Here is an 18,002-nt window from a genome sequence, read left to right on the forward strand (position 1 = left end):
TGCGAGACTCCGGAAACAGAAACCAAAGGCACCGTGGACGGTGTGGACGAAGGTGCCGGACCAGGCCCGACAGGCCCCGGCCGTGCATCGTCGGCCGCGCCCGTCACCGGTTGCGAGACATGCGCATACGGCGCGGGCAACGTCAGCCAGAGCGGTTCGAGACGCGGCGGTCCCCGCCGCTTGTGAAACTGCACGCCGAGACGACTCCCCGGCCCAACGGCAAGCCCCAGCCGCAACGGTGCCGCCGAGGCGGTCGCGACGGCGGCGGGCCCTCGCACCACCCAGGTCAGCGTCTCGCCGCCACCGGCCGCGACCTGAAGCCGCCGGATCTGCTCGGGCGTCGCGGCCGGAAGCCAGGTGAGCACCGCCCCGCAGCACGCGCTTTTGAGGGCCTGCTCGGCACACCAGAGCATGTCGCGATCCTCCGCCTTCAGGCCGCGTGTGCCGCGCGCCCGAGGCGCCTGACGTGCCGGACTCACCGGACGCATCACGACACTGAGCCAGCGCAGATCGATGCCCCATCCCGCCAGCGCCGGGGCATATGGCAGCATCGGCGGCGCAATCACCATCACCGGCTGGCCCGCCTGCGTGAGATCGCGTAGCGTCGGGGCCAGCAACCGCCATTCACCGATGCCCGGACGCTCGCTCAGCAACTCCGTCACCGCACCATGCGGCCACCCGGCGCCGGGCAGCTCGGCGTCCAGCGCGGCAAAACCCGTGGTGTGGCCAGCACGGTGGCAATGCGCCAGTTCACTGGCGCGCCACAGCCCGGCAGGCAAAGAGGAAAGTGGCAGGGTCATCGCGCACCCAAAATACTGTATGAATGTACAGTATAGCAGTTCATCTGCCACCGCCGTGATATCCGTGACCTTGCCGCCGCCATGATCGCGCTTGCGGGCAGGCGCCGGCCCGGCTACCGTTGGCGTCATCGACCGATCTCCTTTTCTCATGCCGCTGCCGACCACCGCCACTGCGCCCTTCTGTCCTTCCGAAGTCAAAGGCAGCATCGTCATCGACGCACGCGAACCCCGCTGGATCAAACTCAAGCGTTTTGCCGGCCCGGGCCTGCTCGTCGCCATCGGCTATATGGACCCCGGCAACTGGGCGACGGACATCCAGGCCGGATCGCAATTCGGCTATTCGCTGCTCTGGGTGGTGGCGCTCTCCAGCCTTGCCGCCATCTTTCTCCAGATGCTCGCTGCCCGGCTGGGACTGGTCGCCGGGCGCGACCTCGCGCAGGCGAGCTACGAGCGCTACGGGCGGGCGGGACGACTCGTCCAGTGGATCACCGCCGAGATCTCGATCGTCGCCTGCGATATCGCCGAAGTCCTGGGCTGTGCGCTCGCCTTCAAGCTATTGCTGGGGGTGCCGATCGCCTGGGGCATCGTCCTCACCGCGCTCGACACGATGATCGTGCTCGGCCTGCAGGGCAAAGGCTTCCGTCAGATCGAAGCCATTGTCTTCGGCTTGATCGGCACGATGGCGCTGTGCTTCGTCGCGCAAGTGGCCATGGTGCCGCCCGATTGGCATGCGGTGGCCGCCGGTCTCATGCCGGGTGCGCCCAGCCACGACCGGCACGATGCCCTCGTGCTGGCGCTCGGCATCGTCGGTGCCACGATCATGCCGCACAATCTGTACCTGCATTCGTCGGTCGTGCAGACGCGGCGGGTGGTCGGCGGCAAACGCGGCGACGTGCGCGACACCCTCGCGCTGGTGCGCATCGACACATGGGTCTCGCTCGCGCTCGCCATGTGCGTGAATGCGGCCATTCTGATACTGGCGGGTTCGGTATTTCACGCCAGCGGCCAGACCAACGTCACCGATATCGAGCAGGCATATCGGCTCATCACGCCGCTTGCGGGCGGCGCCGCGGCCTTCCTGTTCGGCATCGCCCTGCTTGCGTCGGGACAAAGTTCCACGCTCACCGGGACGATCGCCGGGCAAGTCATCATGGACGGATTTCTGCACGCCCGGATCCCCTGCTATCAGCGTCGTCTGATCACGCGCGGGCTGGCGCTCGTGCCCGCGCTGATCGGCGTGCTGTGGCTCGGCGACGGCGCCGTGGGCAAGCTGCTGGTATGGAGTCAGGTGCTGCTCAGTCTGCAACTGCCGTTCGCCATGTGGCCGCTCATCCGCTCGGTGAGCGACCCGCGCGTGATGAACGGCAACACGCTCGGGCGTCCCGCACAGGCGCTCGCGTGGGGCCTCTTCGCGGTCATCACCGCCACTAACCTGCTGCTCATCGTCGGGTTGGACTGAGGTCGCGCAAACGGCGACGCGACGCGCGTCAGCGTCATCGTCGCCATGCCCGCCGGCTTTACAGCCCGAGTTCGGTCAATCCCGGATGATCGTCGGGACGGCGTCCCTGCGGCCAATGGAACAGGCGCTCGCCTTCGGTGATGCGCGAGTCGTTGATGCTGGCATGGCGCTCGGCCATGAGCCCTTGCGCGTCGAACGCCCAGTTTTCGTTGCCATACGAACGGAACCAACTGCCCGAATCGTCTCGCCATTCGTAAGCGAACCGCACCGCGATGCGATTCTCGGTAAACGCCCACAGTTCCTTGATTAGCCGGTAGTCGAGTTCGCGTTGCCATTTACGCGTCAGGAATTCGACGATCTGTTCACGGCCACGCGGAAATTCGGCCCGATTGCGCCAGCGACTGTCGACCGTATAGGCCAACGCAACCCGTGCAGGATCGCGCGAGTTCCAGCCGTCCTCGGCCATACGAATCTTCTGAATTGCAGTCTCACGCGTGAATGGCGGAAACGGCGGGCGGGCTTCACTGTCGGCCATGACAACACTCCTATCGAAAGTATGAGGGGAAAGCCGTGCGAGTGTATCGCCAAGCTGCGCTTGGCGCAGCGGCGCGCATACCTCCGTCGACGCACTAACACGACGACGAGTCGTTCCGCCAGAACGACCTGCCCGTAGCCGGCGACATCCACCAGGTCAGTCCGGCCAAGCTGCGCGAGATCTTCGGGGACGAGGCGATGGGTTGCTCACCGCGCGCCCCGGACGGCACGCATCTGTGCAGACGCCCGCTTGTCGCCTATAGTAATAGCGCATCATCTGGACCGATAGCGACACCGCGTCTCAATGCGGGACGATAACGTCTGACGGCACGCACGACCGATCGCGACGCGTGTTCCGTCGGCCTGCACGCAACATTGGCAGGCTTCGTCCGGGAGTCATCATGGTCCGCCGCTTCACTTCCCCCGCCACGGCATTCCTTGCTACCGGCCTGCTCGCACTGTCGTCGTTCGCCCACGCGGACCCGATGCATCTCTCCGATATCAAGAGTGCCAGCGGTCAGCAACTCAGTGTCGACGAATTGCGCTCGCTCATGCCCGGCGCGCACATCACCCACCTCGCCAACAACGGCAGTACGCGCAAATGGATCAACGACACCAATGGGTCGCTCAATGCCACGAGCGACAACAAGGGCAGCATCGGGTCGGGTAGCCGCGCGAACCAGGTCGCTCACGCCACCGGCACGTGGTCGGTCAACGACAACGGTTCGTATTGCGTGAACCTCGAATGGCGCGCGATGACCGAGAACTGGTGCCGCTTCATGTTCAAGGTCGGTGACAAGTACTACGGTGTGACCTCGCTCGCCAACGGCGCGGCGCTCGCCACCGAGTTCAGAATCGAGAAATAGACACGTTCCGCCGGGGTACGGCGAAAGCGAAGGACGAAAGGGCAGGACATTAACGACAAAGCCCGCCAAAGTGGCGGGCTTGCACTCGCCAACCCCGAAACCGCAGGGATTGGCATCCGGACTCACGGTTGGGCGCCGTCGCACGCCATCGCATGGATGACGGGGATCGCCCGCTGTGACGATCGACTTGCCTGATTGCGCCAGCGACGACCGTTCGTCCGGAGGGACTTGCTACAAACTTGCTTAGTAACCGGCGGTTTCGAGCGCGCGGATACGTTGTTCCAACTCAATGATGTCCTTCGACTCAGCCAGGAACGCTTCGCGACGACGACGCTCAGCCGTTTCAAACCAAGTGTTCACGACTTCAAACAGGGCGGCAACCATGATGTTTCTCCAATTCATTTAGTGTGCTGCATTGCAGCAGTGCTTCGCATTGTATAGGGTTTTCCCGTTAAGGGTTAGCCCCTATTTGCGAAAAACATCAAAAATCTGCTAGAGGCTCACTTCGAATCCAGTCAATTCGTGAAAATTCTATTTAAAATCAAATACATATTCGGCTGTCGACGTAACGCAACACCCGCTGCGGCATGCTGTCGCAGCGGGCGAATCAAAATTCAGGAAACAAAAAAAGCGCCGTCATTGCGGCGCGTCATAGGGGATATCGGGCGTCAGCCGGTCATGTCGACTTCATGTGTTAGGGCTGGGGGACGTGACGGATCTGCCCCTCGCTGTCACTGACCGAGCCGCCTGCCGACGCCGGGGCATCGGTGCCGGTTGCGGCGTCTGAGGCTGTGGCCGACTGCGCCGGACCGCACGACGCTATCGCGCTCGCGAAACGCGCCCCCTTGCCGCCCAGGTCACCGGGAAGGTCAGCGGCAGCGATCCCCTCGAGTATCGGGCAGTCTGGACGATCATCACCGTGACAGTGCATGGCGAGATGAGAGAGCGTGTCGCGCATGGCCACCAATTCACCGATGCGTTGGTTGAGTTCATCGACATGGGTTTGCGCCAACGCCTTCACCTGCGCGCTGGATCGGTCTCGATCCTGCCATAGTGCCAGCAGTTGACGGATCTGATCGATCCCAAAACCCAGCCGCCTCGCCTGGCGAATGAAGCGAAGCAGATGGAGATCCGGCTCGCCATATCGCCGGTAACCCGCCTCGGAGCGGGGACTCGGGGGCATCAGGCCGATACTTTCGTAGTACCGGATCATCTTGGCCGTGACGCCGCTGGCCTGCGCCGCTTGTCCGATGTTCATGGCTGCCTCACTGGGGGGAACGAGGGTTGAACGACGGGAGTGGAGGAACCGCTCATCGTCCTGTTGGCGTCCGACGGCACAAGTCGGGCGCTGATCGGTGAATGATCGGAAATCCGTGACCAGGGACGCCCGTGTAAAACCTGCGCCCCTTCGATATGAAAGCCTCGTGCGTAAATGCGGTCAAGTCGTAAAAGCGGCAATCCGCTCGGAAAACTGCGCGCCGGACGCCCCCCGTGGTTCTGAAACACCTCGGTCAGCGCCAAGCGTTCCGCCAGCAACCGGTCTGCCTGATTGCTCCAGTCATTGAAGTCACCCGCGATAATCAACGGCGCATCGGCGGGAATAGCGTCGGCCACACGCTCCGTCAACATTTCGAACTGGCGACGGCGACCATGTCCGGCCAACGACAAATGCACACACAGGCAATGCAGCGGCTGCTTCAGACCCGGCACGGCAATCTCGCAGTGAAGCATGCCGCGCTTCTCAAAACTATAGGTTGTGATGTCGTGGTTGTCCGACCTGACGATCGGATAACGGCTCAGAATCGCATTGCCATGATGCCCCTGTTCATAGACGACATTGCGCCCATACGCGTGATCGCGCCACATGGCGCCGGCCAGAAACTCGTGTTGCGGCTGCACCGGCCAATTCCTGTGACGCACCGCATGCCCCTGATGCAGGCCCTGCACTTCCTGCAAGAAGACCAGATCCGGCGCAAGCCCTTCCAAGCCGGCACGCAGTTCGTGAACACGCAGACGGTTGAATGCGGAAAAGCCCTTGTGGATGTTGTAACTTGCGATATGGAGGCTATTCATGTTCGGCAGGATTCATTCCGCGCCGGAAGGCAGACGATACCAATCAAATGATGCCGCTTTCGACGAATTTCAAGTCAATTAAAAATTCAGGCAACGCATCGGGCAGTCGCCGACCGCGCGTGCCTCTAACAAATTCATTATGCGCCGTTCGCCTTGTGCCCGGGCAAACCGCCCTCAAGCACTCGCGCTGCGGGCCTCGCCAATCTTGGCGGCAGCGCCGGCACTGACGTCTTGCGTCGCCGATGAACGCCAGCGCCGCAGCAGCAACGCGTTGCTCACCACACTCACGCTGCTGAGCGCCATCGCCGCCCCCGCAATCACCGGGCTCAACAGCCCGAACGCCGCCAGCGGAATCCCGACCACGTTGTACGCGAACGCCCAAAAGAGGTTCTGGCGAATCTTCGACCAGGTGCGACGCGACACATCGATGGCATCGGCCACCCGCAGCGGATCGCCGCGCATGAGTGTGATGCCCGCCGTCTGCATGGCCACGTCGGTACCCGAGCCCATCGCGATGCCGACGTCGGCCGCGGCCAACGCTGGGGCGTCGTTAATGCCGTCGCCCACCATCGCTACGACCACGCCGTCACGCTTGAGTTGCGCGATCACCGCCGCCTTGTGCTCCGGCAGCACGTTGGCATGCACCTCGTCGAGTCCCAACGCGTCGGCGACCGCCTTGGCGCTCCCCGCGTTGTCGCCGGTCACCATCACGCAACGCACGCCCAGCGCATGCAAGCGGTCGACGGCCGGCCGCGCCGTGGCCTTGAGCGTGTCACCGAACGCCAACAGCCCAAGCAAGCGCGCCGGTGCCTCGACATTTGCGCCCTCCCCTGAAGTCTCGACCAGCCACGAGACGGTACGTCCCTCGGCCGCCAGACGCGCTGCCTCGTGAGCCAGCGCCCCTTCCGAGACACCCAACTCCTCAAGCAACCGCGCGTTCCCCAGCTGCAGCGTATGACCGTTGCGCGAGGCGCCCGCGTTCTCGACGCCCCCAACACCCCCACCCTCCCCAACTTCCTCGATACGTGCCCGCATCCCTCTCCCCGGCAGCGCAGCGATGTCGAATGCCGTCGGCACCGCCGAGGTCACCCCGGCTTCCGCTGCGGCGGTCGTGACCGCCTTCGCCAGCGGATGCGAACTGCCCGACTGCACCGCCGCGGCCCATCGCAGCAAGGTATCGGCACGCACCCCCGTCACCGGCAGGTGTGCCACGAGGCGCGGCTTGCCCTCGGTCAACGTGCCCGTCTTGTCGAACGCCACGACGCGGATGCGGTGCGCCAGTTCGAGCGCTTCGGCATCCTTGATGAGAATGCCCTGCCGTGCCGCCGCCCCAGTGCCCACCATGATCGCGGCAGGCGTTGCCAGGCCCAGCGCACACGGGCACGCGATGACCAGCACTGCCACCGCATTGAGCAGCGCTGTCTCCAGGCCGATGCCGAGCCCCCAGCCAACGACCAGCGTCACGACGGCGACCAGCACCACCACCGGCACGAACACCGCGGCCACCCGATCGACGGCGCGCTGGATCGGCGCCTTGCCCGCCTGCGCATCTTCGACCATGCGAATGATGCGGGCCAGCGCCGTATCGGCGCCGACCGCCGTCGTCTCCACCCGCAGCGTACCGGCGCCGTTGATCGAGCCGCCAACGACCTTGTCGCCGGCCGCTTTTTCGATCGGTAACGGTTCGCCGGTCAGCAACGACTCGTCGAGCTGGCTCGCCCCCTCGCGAATGACGCCGTCGACAGGCACCCGTTCACCGGCGCGCACCACCACCCAGTCGCCGACCTTCACTTGGCCCAGCGGCACCGTCACCTCGCTCGCCGCGCCCTGCGGATCGCGCAACACGCGCGCGGTCTCGGGACGCAAGGCCGCCAGCGCACGAATCGCTTCCACGGTGCGACGCTTTGCCCGCGCTTCCAGCCACTTGCCAAGCAGCACCAGCGTGATGACCACGGCCGCCGCTTCGAAATACAGGTGCGTCATGCCGTGCGCCGGGGCACGCCACCATTCGTAAAGACTCAGCCCATAGGCGGCCGACGTGCCCAATGCCACCAGCAAATCCATATTGCCGCTACCGGCGCGCACCGCTTTGTACCCCGCCCGATAGAAGCGCGCCCCGAGCCAGAACTGCACCGGTGTGGCGAGCAACCATTGCACCCACGGCGGCAGCATCAGATGAATGCCGAAGGGTTCGAGCAGCATTGGCAACAACAACGGCAGGGACAAGACCGCCGCCACGGCAACCGGCCACCACGCCGGACCTTCGTGGGATGCGGCCGCCTGCGCGGGGTCCGTGACTGGCGACGCCTCGTATCCCGCCTGCTCCACGGCAGCGGTGAGCGCCGCCACGTCGACGACGCCACGCACCCCGCGCACGGCGGCACGCTCCGTCGCCAGGTTCACGTTTGCCTCGACCACACCGGGCACCTGACGAAGGGCCTTCTCCACACGCCCCACGCACGATGCGCAGGTCATGCCGCCAATCGCCAACTCGAACGATTGCTCCGCCACCTGGTATCCCGCGTCGTTGACGGCCGTCTCGACCGCGCCAAGCAGAGCCGCGGGCGTCACGCCGGGCGCAGCTTCCACGGCCGCCGTCTCGGTCGCGAGATTGACGTTGGCGCTGGCCACGCCCGGCGCGCGCCGCAATGCCTTCTCAACCCGCGTCACACATGAGGCGCAGGTCATGCCTTCGATACCGACCGACCAGTTCCGAATCATTTCAGGGTCTCCAGGAGGACTGTCATCATGCGTCGAAGCATAGACCTTTCCATGAAGGGAAGGTCAAGCCGCCAGCGTCAATCTGCCGCACACCATCCCATGACAGTCTCGTCATTTATTACGATAGCGCGCCCGGAACCGCTCGGGTTTGGGCTGCGTCTGGGCGATCCAGCGAATACACTGAAAATAGCGCTTGAGCTTCCTGTCGTAGGAAGGTCTATCATCGATTTGTTTGATCACCGTCACCGAAACCGCTTTCAAGGAGTGCAACATGCAAGTGCAAGTCGAAGGAATGAGCTGCGGTCATTGCGTCAAAGCCGTCACGCGTGCGATCACCGAGCGCGATCCGGCCGCCAAGGTCAATGTGGATCTGGACTCGGGTCGCGTCGACGTCGAAAGCCGCCTCTCGCCCACCGAGGTCAGCGCCGTCATCACCGACGCCGGGTACACCGTCAAGGGCACCCACGCCTGAGCATCGCCTGGCACGTCCGACGTCGCGCAACGCTCACATCGGCGGTCGGCGCGACATCCGCGCCGGCCTTCCTCCCGAGCCGACGTTGAGCCAATCGTCCGCCATCATTCCCACGAGCGCCGCGCAGTCTTCCCTGCAGCGCAGCAACACCCTGTGCTACGCTCTCTCTCGCCGACTACGCAACAACGCCACGCGATCAGTGACTGCGAGGCGCGCTGCTTGCGGCATACACGTCTTCAGGGCGGGGTGAAAGTCCCCACCGGCGGTATGTGACGCCGCGCAGTGCAAGCTGCGTGGGTCATGAGCCCGCGAGCGCCTGTCACCGTCGCTTTCGTGACACTGACAGGGTCAGCAGATCTGGTGCGAAGCCAGAGCCGACGGTCATAGTCCGGATGAGAGAAGATGCGTCGATACCCGCGCGCTATGGGGCACTGTCCCATGGAGGCGTCCGTTCGCATGCCCCGAAAACGTTTTTCGCCCGATTGATTTACGCGAGGAGCGTTTCATGTCCGTTACCCAAAGCACCACCCAAGCCGTATCGCAAGCCGTTACATCGACCGCTCACAGGGCCGATGCGACCCGCACAACCGACGATCTGCATGCCAACCCGGCGTTCGCCAACCTGGCACCGGTCGACGTCCGTCTGCCAGCCGCGCTCGACGCCATGCGCGAAGGCCGTCCGGTCATTCTGATGGACGACCTGGACCGCGAGAACGAGGCCGATCTGATCGTCGCCGCCGAGAAAATCACGCAGGCCACCATGGCCATGCTGATCCGCGAATGCAGTGGCATCGTGTGCCTGTGTCTGCCTGACGAGACATTGCGCCGTCTCGATCTGCCGCCGATGGTCGAGCAGAATCAGAGCCGCCATGGCACGGCCTTCACCGTGACAATCGAGGCGCGCCAGGGCGTGAGCACCGGCGTGAGCGCGGCCGACCGCGTGACCACGATTCGCGCCGCCATCGCCGACGATGCCCAGCCCGCCGACCTGTCCCGCCCGGGCCATGTCTTCCCGCTGCGCGCACAGCCGGGCGGCGTGCTGACGCGTCGCGGTCACACGGAGGGCTCGGTCGATCTGGCGGTGCTTGCCGGCCTGAAACCTGCCGCCGTGCTGTGCGAGTTGATGAATCCAGATGGCACGATGACGCGCGGCGCCGACATCGAGCGCTTCGCCGAGCAACATGGCCTGCCGATCCTGACCATCGACGAATTGGCCCAGTATCGTCGCAGGCACGCCCAAGCGGCCTGAGCTGGCGGCGCGGCCAGCCCCCTCCTTCCGAGGTAACGACGACAACCCGAATCACGGCGACGGCGTGAGCCGCCGTTGCCGTGCTCCGGTCTCGACGCTTCCCTCTAACGCCGAAACCCCCGGGGCGCACCGTGACTTTTATAATCTCGCGCCATCGCTTGCCTGATAAAAGTTACGAGGAAAACGCCATGAATACCCGACCGGATGCCGCCGCCGTACTGGCGCAATGGGAAGCCGACGAAGCCGCCGTGCGCGAACGGCTCACACGTAACGGTCCGCTACGCTACGGCGTGGCAACGCCGTCCGACGTGATCGGCCTGTCGGGCATGGAAATATTTGAAGCGATGTTCGACGGCAGGCTGCCGCTGCCGCCGATCAGTGAGACGCTGGGCTTCATCGCCATCGAAGCCGCGAACGGCCGCGCGGTCTTTCAGGGCCGCCCGGCGTTGCCCTATTACAACCCGCTCGGTGCCATACACGGCGGCTGGTTCGCCACGCTGCTCGACTCCGCGGTCGCCTGCGCGGTGCACTCCACGCTACCCGCCGGACGCAGCTACACCACGCTCGAACTCAAGACCAATATGGTGCGCGCCCTCACGCGTGACGTGCCTTGCGTGCGTGCGGAAGGCGAAGTCATCCAGGTCGGGCGTCAGGTCGGCATCGCCGAGGGCCGCATCGTCGGTCCGGATGGCACCCTGTATGCGCACGCCACGACGACGTGCCTGATCTTCGACTTGCCGCCGCGCAAGACATAAGGGCAGCGACGCCCCATGAAAAAGCCCGCCGGGGAAGCAAATCCCCCGGCGGGCTTTTGTGCCGCTGCGCGCCGTCGTCAGGACGTCGCCACGGCTCGCGCGTCGCTCAATGCGGGGACCCGCCGCCCTGCTCGCTATCGGGCTGGTGTTCCAGCGTCTCCTTGAGTGCAATCTGCAGCTTGGCGTGCATGCGCACGAACCAGCTCCGCATGATGATCGCCAGCACCACCGTTCCCGCCACGATCAGCACGACCATCTCCGTGGACGGCAGGATACTCGCCGACAAGGCCGCCACCAGCAGGATCACCCCGACCATGGCGGCAATCGGCAGGATTTCGGCCACCACGCGGCGCACCTGGTATGTGTAGCGACCGGTCAGGCTCGGCGGCACCGACAACTCCACAAGCAGTAGCGAGAGCGATTTGAGCTTGCGGTACACCGCGATCAGGAACGGCAGCGACAGCACGAGCGCCACGCCCCAGACCACCGCGCTTTGCAGGCTCGGGTCGCGCACCCACGGCGACATCAGCGCCGCCAAACGCCGATAGAAGAAGGCGCCGCCGAGGAAGATCGTCACCACGAGCGCAAGATTGATCGCCACGCTCATCACGATGCGACGCACGATGCCGACGAGCGCCGCGCTATCGCCCGTCAGATGAATGCTCTGCAACCACTGCGTGTACTGACGCAGCACGTATGACAGGCGCCCGGGCATCATGCGGCCGAGCCATCCCGTGAACGGATCGGCGCTCTTGATCAGGTACGGCGTGAGCAGCGTCGTGATGACCGAGACGGCGACCGCAATCGGGTAGAGGAAGTCGCTCGTCACCTTGAGCGATAACCCGAGCGACGCAATGATGAACGAGAACTCGCCAATTTGCGACAGCCCCATGCCCACGCGCATCGACGTCCGGCCGTCCTGCCCCGAAAGGTACGCCCCCAATCCACACGAGACGATCTTGCCGATCACGACGGCGAGGGTGATGACGAGAATCGGCCAGATGTACGTCGCCAGCACGTGCGGATCGAGCAGCAGTCCGATGGTGACGAAGAACACGGCGCTGAACATGTCGCGCAGCGGTGCAACCAACCGTTCGATGGTATGCAGCTCTCGCGCCTCGGCCATGATCGCGCCGATCAGGAACGCGCCGAGCGCCACGCTGTAACCCATCTGGATCACCAGCAGGCAGAAGCCGAAGCACAGGCCGAGCACGACGACCAGCAGCATCTCATCGCTCTTGAATTTCGCCACGTACGCGAGAATTCGCGGCACGAGCAGAATGCCCACGACAAGCGACACCACCATGAACAGCAGCAGCTTGCCCAGCGTAAAGGTGGCCTCGCCGGCATCCACCGAGCCGCTGATGGCGATGCCCGAGAGCAGCGCGATCATGCCAATGGCGAGCACGTCTTCCACGATCAGCACACCGAAGATGAGCTGGGCGAATCGCTCTCGCTTCATGCCGAGTTCGTCGAGCGCCTTGACGATGATGGTGGTCGACGAGACGGCGAGCATCGCGCCAAGGAAAATCGAGTCCATCGCCTTCCAACCGAAGAAGCGGCCGATCTCGTAGCCAAGCCAGAGCATCAGCACAATCTCGGTGATCGCCGCCACGAATGCCGTCACGCCCACTCGCGCAAGCTTGCGCAAGCTGAACTCTAGCCCCAGCGAAAACATCAGGAACACGACACCGAGCTCGGCCAGAATGCCGATCGTCTTCTCGTCATGTATCAGCGCAAACGGCGGTGTATACGGGCCGATGATCACGCCCGCCACGATATAGCCGAGCACGACCGGCTGTCGGAACCGGTTGAAGATGACCGTCACGATGCCGGCCAGCAGCATGATGACGGCCAGGTCCTGAATGAAGTCGATGGCGTGATGCATCCGATACGTTCTCCCCGCGGCGCGCTGCGCCGATTTTGCTGTTTTTGATGTCACGCCCGCCGCGCGCCGCTTCCCTGACGGGCCGCCGCGACGATGCAAAACGCGATGCTTGATGAAGGTGGGAAGCCGGCGGTGTGCCGCCGACCTGATTGACGTTGCGCTCGTTCGCCCGGTCGTCACTCGGGCATTGGCCGCCGGTCCGCTGTCCCGCCAATCCCCCTGAGGGGCGTCGGCCTCCGCGACCGTTTCGGCAAAAATCAGACGAATACCCAATCTAATACCGATGCCGATTCAATATACGCGATCGGCGAACACGCGCGCAACCCAGGATTGACGGGGCTTTTCATAAAAAATTCCCCATATTCGTCGCACACGACGAAATTTTTCCGCTTGCTTTTTGTCTTCCGACCTTGTGAAATATCACACAGATATCAACAGAATTTTACAGGGGTGGTCACGTATGCGTTCCCGTCTGTCCTTCAGGGTGTCCGGCGACGGCCCCCATCCGTGCGTCGACGTGTCCGTCGACACGTTGATCATCGCCGGCTGGGCCGGACGCGATCGCGACGCCGTCGAGCACCACATTGCCGAGTTGGCCGCATTGGGCGTGCGCCGCCCGTCGAGCACGCCGTGCTTCTACCGACTGGCGCCCGCGTTGCTCGCGCAAGATGACACCATCGACGTCGTCGGCCAGACGAGCAGCGGCGAAGCTGAATGCGTGCTCGTGCGCCACGGTGGCGACTTGCTCGTGAGCGTGGGCTCGGATCACACCGACCGCGAAGTCGAAGCCTATGGCGTGACCGTCTCGAAGCAAGTCTGCGCGAAGCCGGTGGCACGCGACGCGTGGCGCTTTGCCGATGTCGGCGCGCACTGGGATCAGCTGATGCTGCGCTCCTGGGTGACGTGCGACGGCGAACGGCGCCTCTATCAGGAAGGCACCGTGGCCAGCCTGCTCTCGCCGCAGGAATTGATGGACAAACTCGGGCCGGATGGCCTGCCGGCGGGCGCCGCCATGTTCTGTGGCACACTCGCTGCCATTGGCGGCGTGGCTGGCGGCGAGCAGTTCGAGATCGAACTGCACGATCCGGTCCTCGGCCGCACGATCCGACATCGCTACGCCACGCAGGCGCTGGCGATTGCCGACTAAAGCCGACTGACGCCGACCGGCGCCCATCGAAGCGCCGACCCGACGCTGGCCGACAGAACCGACCCGCCCCGATGCCCAACGACACCCCCGACGACACGCTTCTCGCGGCCAATCCCGATGCGTCCGCTACCGCCACACCGCAGGCCGCCGCAGATGGCCGCAGCCTGACCGAGCGCGCGTACGACGCGATCAAGCACGACATCATCACGCTGCGTCTACGCCCGGGCGAGACGCTCAACGAAGCGCAGTTGATGCAGTCGACGGGACTCGGACGCACCCCGGTGCATCAGGCGATGCACCGCCTTGCCCTCGAAGGGTGGGTGGTGATCCTGCCGCGCAAGGGGGCGATGGTCGCGCCGGTCTCGCTCAACGATGCGCTCGAGATCATCGACGTGCGCATGATCAACGAGACGTATTGCGCGGGGCTGGCCGCGCGCGCCGCCACGCCGGACGACCTCGCCGCCATCGAAGCCGTGCTGGCACGGTCTCAGGCGGCCATCGCCGCACGCGACGTGGCGGCGATGATGCGCATCGACCGCGACTTCCATCTGGCCATCTCGCGCGCCTCGCGCAACCAGACGCTCGCCGAGCTTCTGCGCGGTCTGCACGAGCGCTCGCTGCGATTCTGGTTCCTCGCCCTGTCGACGCCCAGCCATATGGAAGACGTCTACGAGGAACACCTCGAACTATTTGAAGCGCTCGCCGCGCACGATGCCGAACGCGCCCGCCGGGCCATCGCCCGGCATATCGAAGAATTCCGTACCCATATCCTGAAAGCGATCTGACCATGAGCACCGACGCCATCGATCTGCAACGCCCCCTGTCCGACCTCGCCGCCGCGCTCGACGCCGGACGCACCACCAGCCGCGCATTGACCGAGCAGGCGCTCGCGCGCATCAATGATCCGGCGGGTCAGGGCAACGTCGTCTTCACGCAAGTCGATGCACAAGCCGCGCGCAGCGCCGCCGACGGCCTCGACGCCCTGCGCCGGGCCGGTGCACGTCTGTCGCCGCTGATGGGCGTTCCCGTGTCGGTGAAGGATCTGTTCGACGTCGCCGGACAAGTCACGCGCGCAGGGTCCAAAGTCCTGTCGAACGCCGCCCCGGCCAAGCACGACGCCCTCGCCGTGGCGCGCCTGCGTCAGGCCGGCGCCGTCATCATCGGCCGCACCAACATGACCGAATTCGCCTTTTCCGGACTCGGCCTGAACCCGCATTACGGCACGCCGCGCTCGCCGTGGCAGCGTCAGGCCGGGCACATTGCCGGGGGATCGTCGTCGGGCGCGGCCGCGTCGGTGGCCGATGGCATGGCGGCGGTCGGACTCGGCACCGATACCGGCGGCTCGATCCGTATTCCGTCGGCCTTCTGCGGCCTGACAGGCTTCAAGCCGACGGCGGCGCGCACGCCGCGCGACGGCGCCCTGCCGCTGTCGACATCGCTCGACTCGGTCGGCCCCATCGGCCGCTCGGTCGATTGCTGCGCCTGGGTCGATGCGATTCTCTCGGGCCATGCCGTCGACGAGTCCCTGCCGCCGCCGCGCGACGTTCGCGGCATGCGCTTGGGCGTCTTGACGAACTTCGTGCTGGACGGGGCGGAACCCGCCGCCATCGAGATCTACGAGCGCGCCCTCGCCACGCTCGCCAGGGCGGGGGCGACGCTGGTGGAATTCCAGTTCACACCGTTCGAACAGTTGCCCGCCATCAATCGATTCGGCTTTTCGCCCATCGAAGCCTTCGCGTGGCATCGCAAGCTGCAGGCCGAGCGTGCGCAGGACTACGACGCTCGGGTGCTGGTGCGCATCCGCAAGGGTGAGCCGGCCAGCGCCGCCGACTACATTGACCTGCTGAACGCCCGCGCCGCGCTCATCGCCGCAGCGACCCCTGTCTGGCAGGGCTTCGACGCGGTGCTGTGTCCGACCGTGCCGCTCACGCCACCGGCCATCGCGCCGCTCGAGGCGAACGACGACACTTTTACGGCCACCAACGCGCTGGTGCTGCGCAACCCGACGGCCATCAACATGATCGACGGCTGCGCGTTCTCGCTGCCGTGCCAGGCCGAGGGCGAAGCGCCCATCGGCCTGATGGTCAGCGCCGCGGCAGGCGACGACGCCCGCCTGTTCCCGGTCGGACGCGCCATCGAGCACGCCCTGCGCTCGGCCGGCCTGGGCGGTTGATGTTGGCAGCGCGGGCGGCGGCACCGCTCGCGCTGCGCCGCAACACCGGGCCATGACCGTCGACGCAGCGTCCGCAACCGTCTCATTCTCGGGCAAATAGTTCCGCAACTTTTCGACTCACGCACGCCTCGGGCTGGGGTTACAATGCCAGCCCAAGTGCCTGCCGCCCGGCGTCATGTGGGGTTGAGCGGGATTCGTGATGGCCTACCGCCCGAAGTGAAATGAACGCTCAAATCGACCCGGCCCTGCGCCGCGAACGCCTGCGGTACCTCCTGCTCACCGTCGTCTGCCTCGCCTTGCTGGGCGGCGCGCTGTACTTCCAGTATGTGCGTCACGAGGATCCGTGTCCGCTGTGCATTCTGGCGCGTTACGCACTTGTGCTGATCGCGATCTTCGGGCTGGCCGGCGCGGTCTCGCGTGGCTGGGCGGGTATTCAGTTCGCGCGTGTGCTCGCCGCTTTGTCGGCGATCGGCGGCATGGCGGCGTCGGGGTATCTGATCTACGTGCAGGCCAATCCGCTGGTGAGCTGCGGGTACGACGTGGTCGAGGCATTCGTCGATGCGTTGCCGACGTCGCGCCTGCTGCCGCAAGTCTTCCAGGTTCAGGGGATGTGTCAGACGATGTACCCGCCCATCCTCGGTCTCACCCTGCCGATGTGGTCGCTCGCCGCGTTTGTCGTGATCTTCCTCTCGCTGGCGTTGCATCGTCCGCGCCGCGCGATTTCGCTGCGCTGAGCGTCACGCGTTTCCGGGGCCGCCTGCCTCCGGGCAGCGGCCTCATCTCGCCGCCCCTTTAGCCGTCCGGTCGTTCAAACGTCCGCCCCCCGCCGTCAAGGTCGCGCCACCACAGGCGCCGGCGTCCCGCCGCCGTTCGCGGCATCGAGTTCCGTTGCCACCTCCGCCACGCGTCGGCGCAGCCACGTCACCTCCGGTGCGGCATGCGTGCGCTCGTGCCATAGCTGATAGAAGCGCATCGGCGGAAAGGCAAAGGGCGACGGCAACACGCGAATCGGCAGATAGCGGGCATAGTGCTGCGCAAACTGCCGCCCGGTCGTGAACACCAGATCGGTGCGCATCAGCACGTACGGCACGAGTCCGAAGTAAGGCATCGTCATCTGGATATTGCGGCGCAGGCCCTGCTCGGCCAGACATCCGTCGATAAAACTCTGGCGCTCGGCCACGTAAGGCGTCGGTGCCAGATGCGGCAATTCCAGATAATGCTTAAGCGAAATGCCCTTGTTCGCGAGCGGATGCTGCGCGCCCAACATGCAAACCACTTCGTCGTCGAACAGCCGGGACATGTGCAGTTGCGGCGGCGGCTCCAGCCAGTTGCCGATCACCACGTCGAGCGAACCGTTCTCCAACGCGCCCGCGTAGTCGAAGGCGGTGTTGATCGGCTGCACGTGCAGCCGCGCCGAGGGGGCGTCACGGCGCAGCACTTCGGCGATGTTGGGCAGGAAGACGGCGTCCAGGTAATCGGGGGCACCGAGGCGAAACGCCCGCGTGGTGGTCTGAGGCGCGAATTCCGTAGCGGGATGGGTGATGCGCTCGATGGCGGCGAGCGCGTCGGTGGCGTAGCCCAGCAACTCCCGGCCACGCTCGGTCGCCACCATGCCGCTCTTGCCGCGCACCAGGATGGCGTCACCCGTGATCTCGCGCAGGCGGCGCAGCGAGTTGCTGATGGCCGGCTGCGACTGGCCGAGCTTGAGCGCAGCGCGTGAGACACTCTGCTCGGTGAGCAGTGTGTGCAGTACCCGCAGCAGGTACGCGTCGATCTGTTCGCGGGGTCTTTGCATGGGGCGGGCGCGCTCTGCGAGGCTTGGGGTCGAGCCATAGTTTATGACAATGCCACGTCATCGGGGCGAC

Annotated in this window: 16 protein-coding genes, 2 pseudogenes and 1 riboswitch; of the genes and pseudogenes, 10 read left to right on the forward strand and 8 right to left on the reverse strand. The window is 65.2% G+C overall.

Features of this window, described 5'->3' with window-relative positions:
- A partial coding sequence (gene imuA, locus A985_RS25635; RefSeq protein WP_017234181.1) for a translesion DNA synthesis-associated protein ImuA occupies nucleotides 1–929 on the reverse strand: 929 nt, incomplete at its 3' end.
- A 19-nt stretch (nucleotides 930–948) separates the two neighbouring features.
- On the opposite strand from imuA, the gene A985_RS0114810 reads away from it, so the two are divergent.
- Nucleotides 949–2,259: an Nramp family divalent metal transporter gene (locus A985_RS0114810; protein WP_017234182.1), complete on the forward strand. Its 1,311-nt coding sequence runs from the start codon at nucleotides 949–951 to the stop codon at nucleotides 2,257–2,259.
- Nucleotides 2,260–2,317: 58 nt separating this feature from the next.
- On the opposite strand, the gene A985_RS0114815 is transcribed toward A985_RS0114810, so the two are convergent.
- Nucleotides 2,318–2,794, reverse strand: coding sequence for a nuclear transport factor 2 family protein (locus tag A985_RS0114815; RefSeq protein ID WP_017234183.1), 477 nt, complete (start codon nucleotides 2,792–2,794; stop codon nucleotides 2,318–2,320).
- A 116-nt stretch (nucleotides 2,795–2,910) separates the two neighbouring features.
- On the opposite strand from A985_RS0114815, the pseudogene A985_RS29835 reads away from it, so the two are divergent.
- Both A985_RS29835 and A985_RS0114820 read left to right on the forward strand, forming a co-directional pair.
- Nucleotides 2,911–3,111 (forward strand): annotated as a pseudogene (locus A985_RS29835) (hypothetical protein); the annotation flags it as partial.
- A gap of 83 nt (nucleotides 3,112–3,194) precedes the next feature.
- On the forward strand, nucleotides 3,195–3,659 hold the full coding sequence (locus tag A985_RS0114820; RefSeq protein WP_017234184.1) for a DUF995 domain-containing protein: 465 nt from the start codon (nucleotides 3,195–3,197) through the stop codon (nucleotides 3,657–3,659).
- 243 nt (nucleotides 3,660–3,902) lie between these two features.
- On the opposite strand, the gene A985_RS27595 is transcribed toward A985_RS0114820, so the two are convergent.
- The 4 genes and pseudogenes from A985_RS27595 to A985_RS0114840 form a co-directional block, all read right to left on the reverse strand.
- Nucleotides 3,903–4,043, reverse strand: a complete 141-nt coding sequence (locus A985_RS27595; RefSeq protein ID WP_017234185.1) for a DUF3563 family protein — start codon at nucleotides 4,041–4,043, stop codon at nucleotides 3,903–3,905.
- Nucleotides 4,044–4,527: 484 nt separating this feature from the next.
- Nucleotides 4,528–4,917 (reverse strand): annotated as a pseudogene (gene cueR, locus A985_RS25640) (Cu(I)-responsive transcriptional regulator); the annotation flags it as partial.
- Nucleotides 4,914–5,732 carry an endonuclease/exonuclease/phosphatase family protein gene (locus A985_RS0114835; protein WP_017234187.1) on the reverse strand — a complete coding sequence of 273 codons (819 nt, stop codon included), beginning with the start codon at nucleotides 5,730–5,732 and terminating at the stop codon, nucleotides 4,914–4,916. The pseudogene cueR and the gene A985_RS0114835, both read right to left, overlap by 4 nt.
- Before the next feature lie 174 nt (nucleotides 5,733–5,906).
- A complete protein-coding gene (locus tag A985_RS0114840) occupies nucleotides 5,907–8,453 on the reverse strand; it encodes a heavy metal translocating P-type ATPase (RefSeq protein WP_017234188.1) in 2,547 nt (848 codons plus the stop codon).
- 271 nt (nucleotides 8,454–8,724) lie between these two features.
- Here A985_RS0114840 and A985_RS0114845 point away from each other — a divergent pair, with 271 nt between their 5' ends.
- The 3 genes from A985_RS0114845 to A985_RS0114855 all read left to right on the forward strand — a co-directional run bounded on the left by A985_RS0114845 (nucleotide 8,725) and on the right by A985_RS0114855 (nucleotide 10,929).
- Complete coding sequence (locus tag A985_RS0114845; RefSeq protein WP_026131995.1) at nucleotides 8,725–8,925, forward strand: heavy-metal-associated domain-containing protein; 201 nt, start codon at nucleotides 8,725–8,727, stop codon at nucleotides 8,923–8,925.
- Nucleotides 8,926–9,153: 228 nt separating this feature from the next.
- Nucleotides 9,154–9,333, forward strand: a riboswitch (FMN riboswitch).
- Between the two features lie 97 nt (nucleotides 9,334–9,430).
- The gene (gene ribB, locus A985_RS0114850; RefSeq protein WP_017234190.1) at nucleotides 9,431–10,174 is read left to right on the forward strand and encodes a 3,4-dihydroxy-2-butanone-4-phosphate synthase; all 744 of its coding nucleotides are present in this window, start codon (nucleotides 9,431–9,433) and stop codon (nucleotides 10,172–10,174) included.
- 188 nt (nucleotides 10,175–10,362) lie between these two features.
- Nucleotides 10,363–10,929: a PaaI family thioesterase gene (locus A985_RS0114855; RefSeq protein WP_017234191.1), complete on the forward strand. Its 567-nt coding sequence runs from the start codon at nucleotides 10,363–10,365 to the stop codon at nucleotides 10,927–10,929.
- 106 nt (nucleotides 10,930–11,035) lie between these two features.
- On the opposite strand, the gene A985_RS0114860 is transcribed toward A985_RS0114855, so the two are convergent.
- The gene (locus A985_RS0114860; protein ID WP_017234192.1) at nucleotides 11,036–12,817 is read right to left on the reverse strand and encodes a cation:proton antiporter; all 1,782 of its coding nucleotides are present in this window, start codon (nucleotides 12,815–12,817) and stop codon (nucleotides 11,036–11,038) included.
- Nucleotides 12,818–13,277: 460 nt separating this feature from the next.
- On the opposite strand from A985_RS0114860, the gene A985_RS0114865 reads away from it, so the two are divergent.
- The 4 genes from A985_RS0114865 to A985_RS0114880 all read left to right on the forward strand — a co-directional run bounded on the left by A985_RS0114865 (nucleotide 13,278) and on the right by A985_RS0114880 (nucleotide 16,871).
- Nucleotides 13,278–13,964, forward strand: coding sequence for a DUF2848 domain-containing protein (locus A985_RS0114865; protein WP_017234193.1), 687 nt, complete (start codon nucleotides 13,278–13,280; stop codon nucleotides 13,962–13,964).
- Between the two features lie 71 nt (nucleotides 13,965–14,035).
- The gene (locus A985_RS0114870) at nucleotides 14,036–14,749 is read left to right on the forward strand and encodes a GntR family transcriptional regulator (RefSeq protein ID WP_017234194.1); all 714 of its coding nucleotides are present in this window, start codon (nucleotides 14,036–14,038) and stop codon (nucleotides 14,747–14,749) included.
- A 2-nt stretch (nucleotides 14,750–14,751) separates the two neighbouring features.
- Nucleotides 14,752–16,137 carry an amidase gene (locus A985_RS0114875; RefSeq protein WP_017234195.1) on the forward strand — a complete coding sequence of 462 codons (1,386 nt, stop codon included), beginning with the start codon at nucleotides 14,752–14,754 and terminating at the stop codon, nucleotides 16,135–16,137.
- Between the two features lie 221 nt (nucleotides 16,138–16,358).
- Nucleotides 16,359–16,871, forward strand: a complete 513-nt coding sequence (locus A985_RS0114880; protein ID WP_017234196.1) for a disulfide bond formation protein B — start codon at nucleotides 16,359–16,361, stop codon at nucleotides 16,869–16,871.
- A gap of 95 nt (nucleotides 16,872–16,966) precedes the next feature.
- On the opposite strand, the gene A985_RS0114885 is transcribed toward A985_RS0114880, so the two are convergent.
- Nucleotides 16,967–17,932 carry a LysR substrate-binding domain-containing protein gene (locus tag A985_RS0114885; protein ID WP_017234197.1) on the reverse strand — a complete coding sequence of 322 codons (966 nt, stop codon included), beginning with the start codon at nucleotides 17,930–17,932 and terminating at the stop codon, nucleotides 16,967–16,969.
- Between the last annotated feature and the right edge of the window lie 70 nt (nucleotides 17,933–18,002).

The organism is Pandoraea sp. B-6 (assembly GCF_000282835.1).
Classification (GTDB): domain Bacteria; phylum Pseudomonadota; class Gammaproteobacteria; order Burkholderiales; family Burkholderiaceae; genus Pandoraea; species Pandoraea cepalis.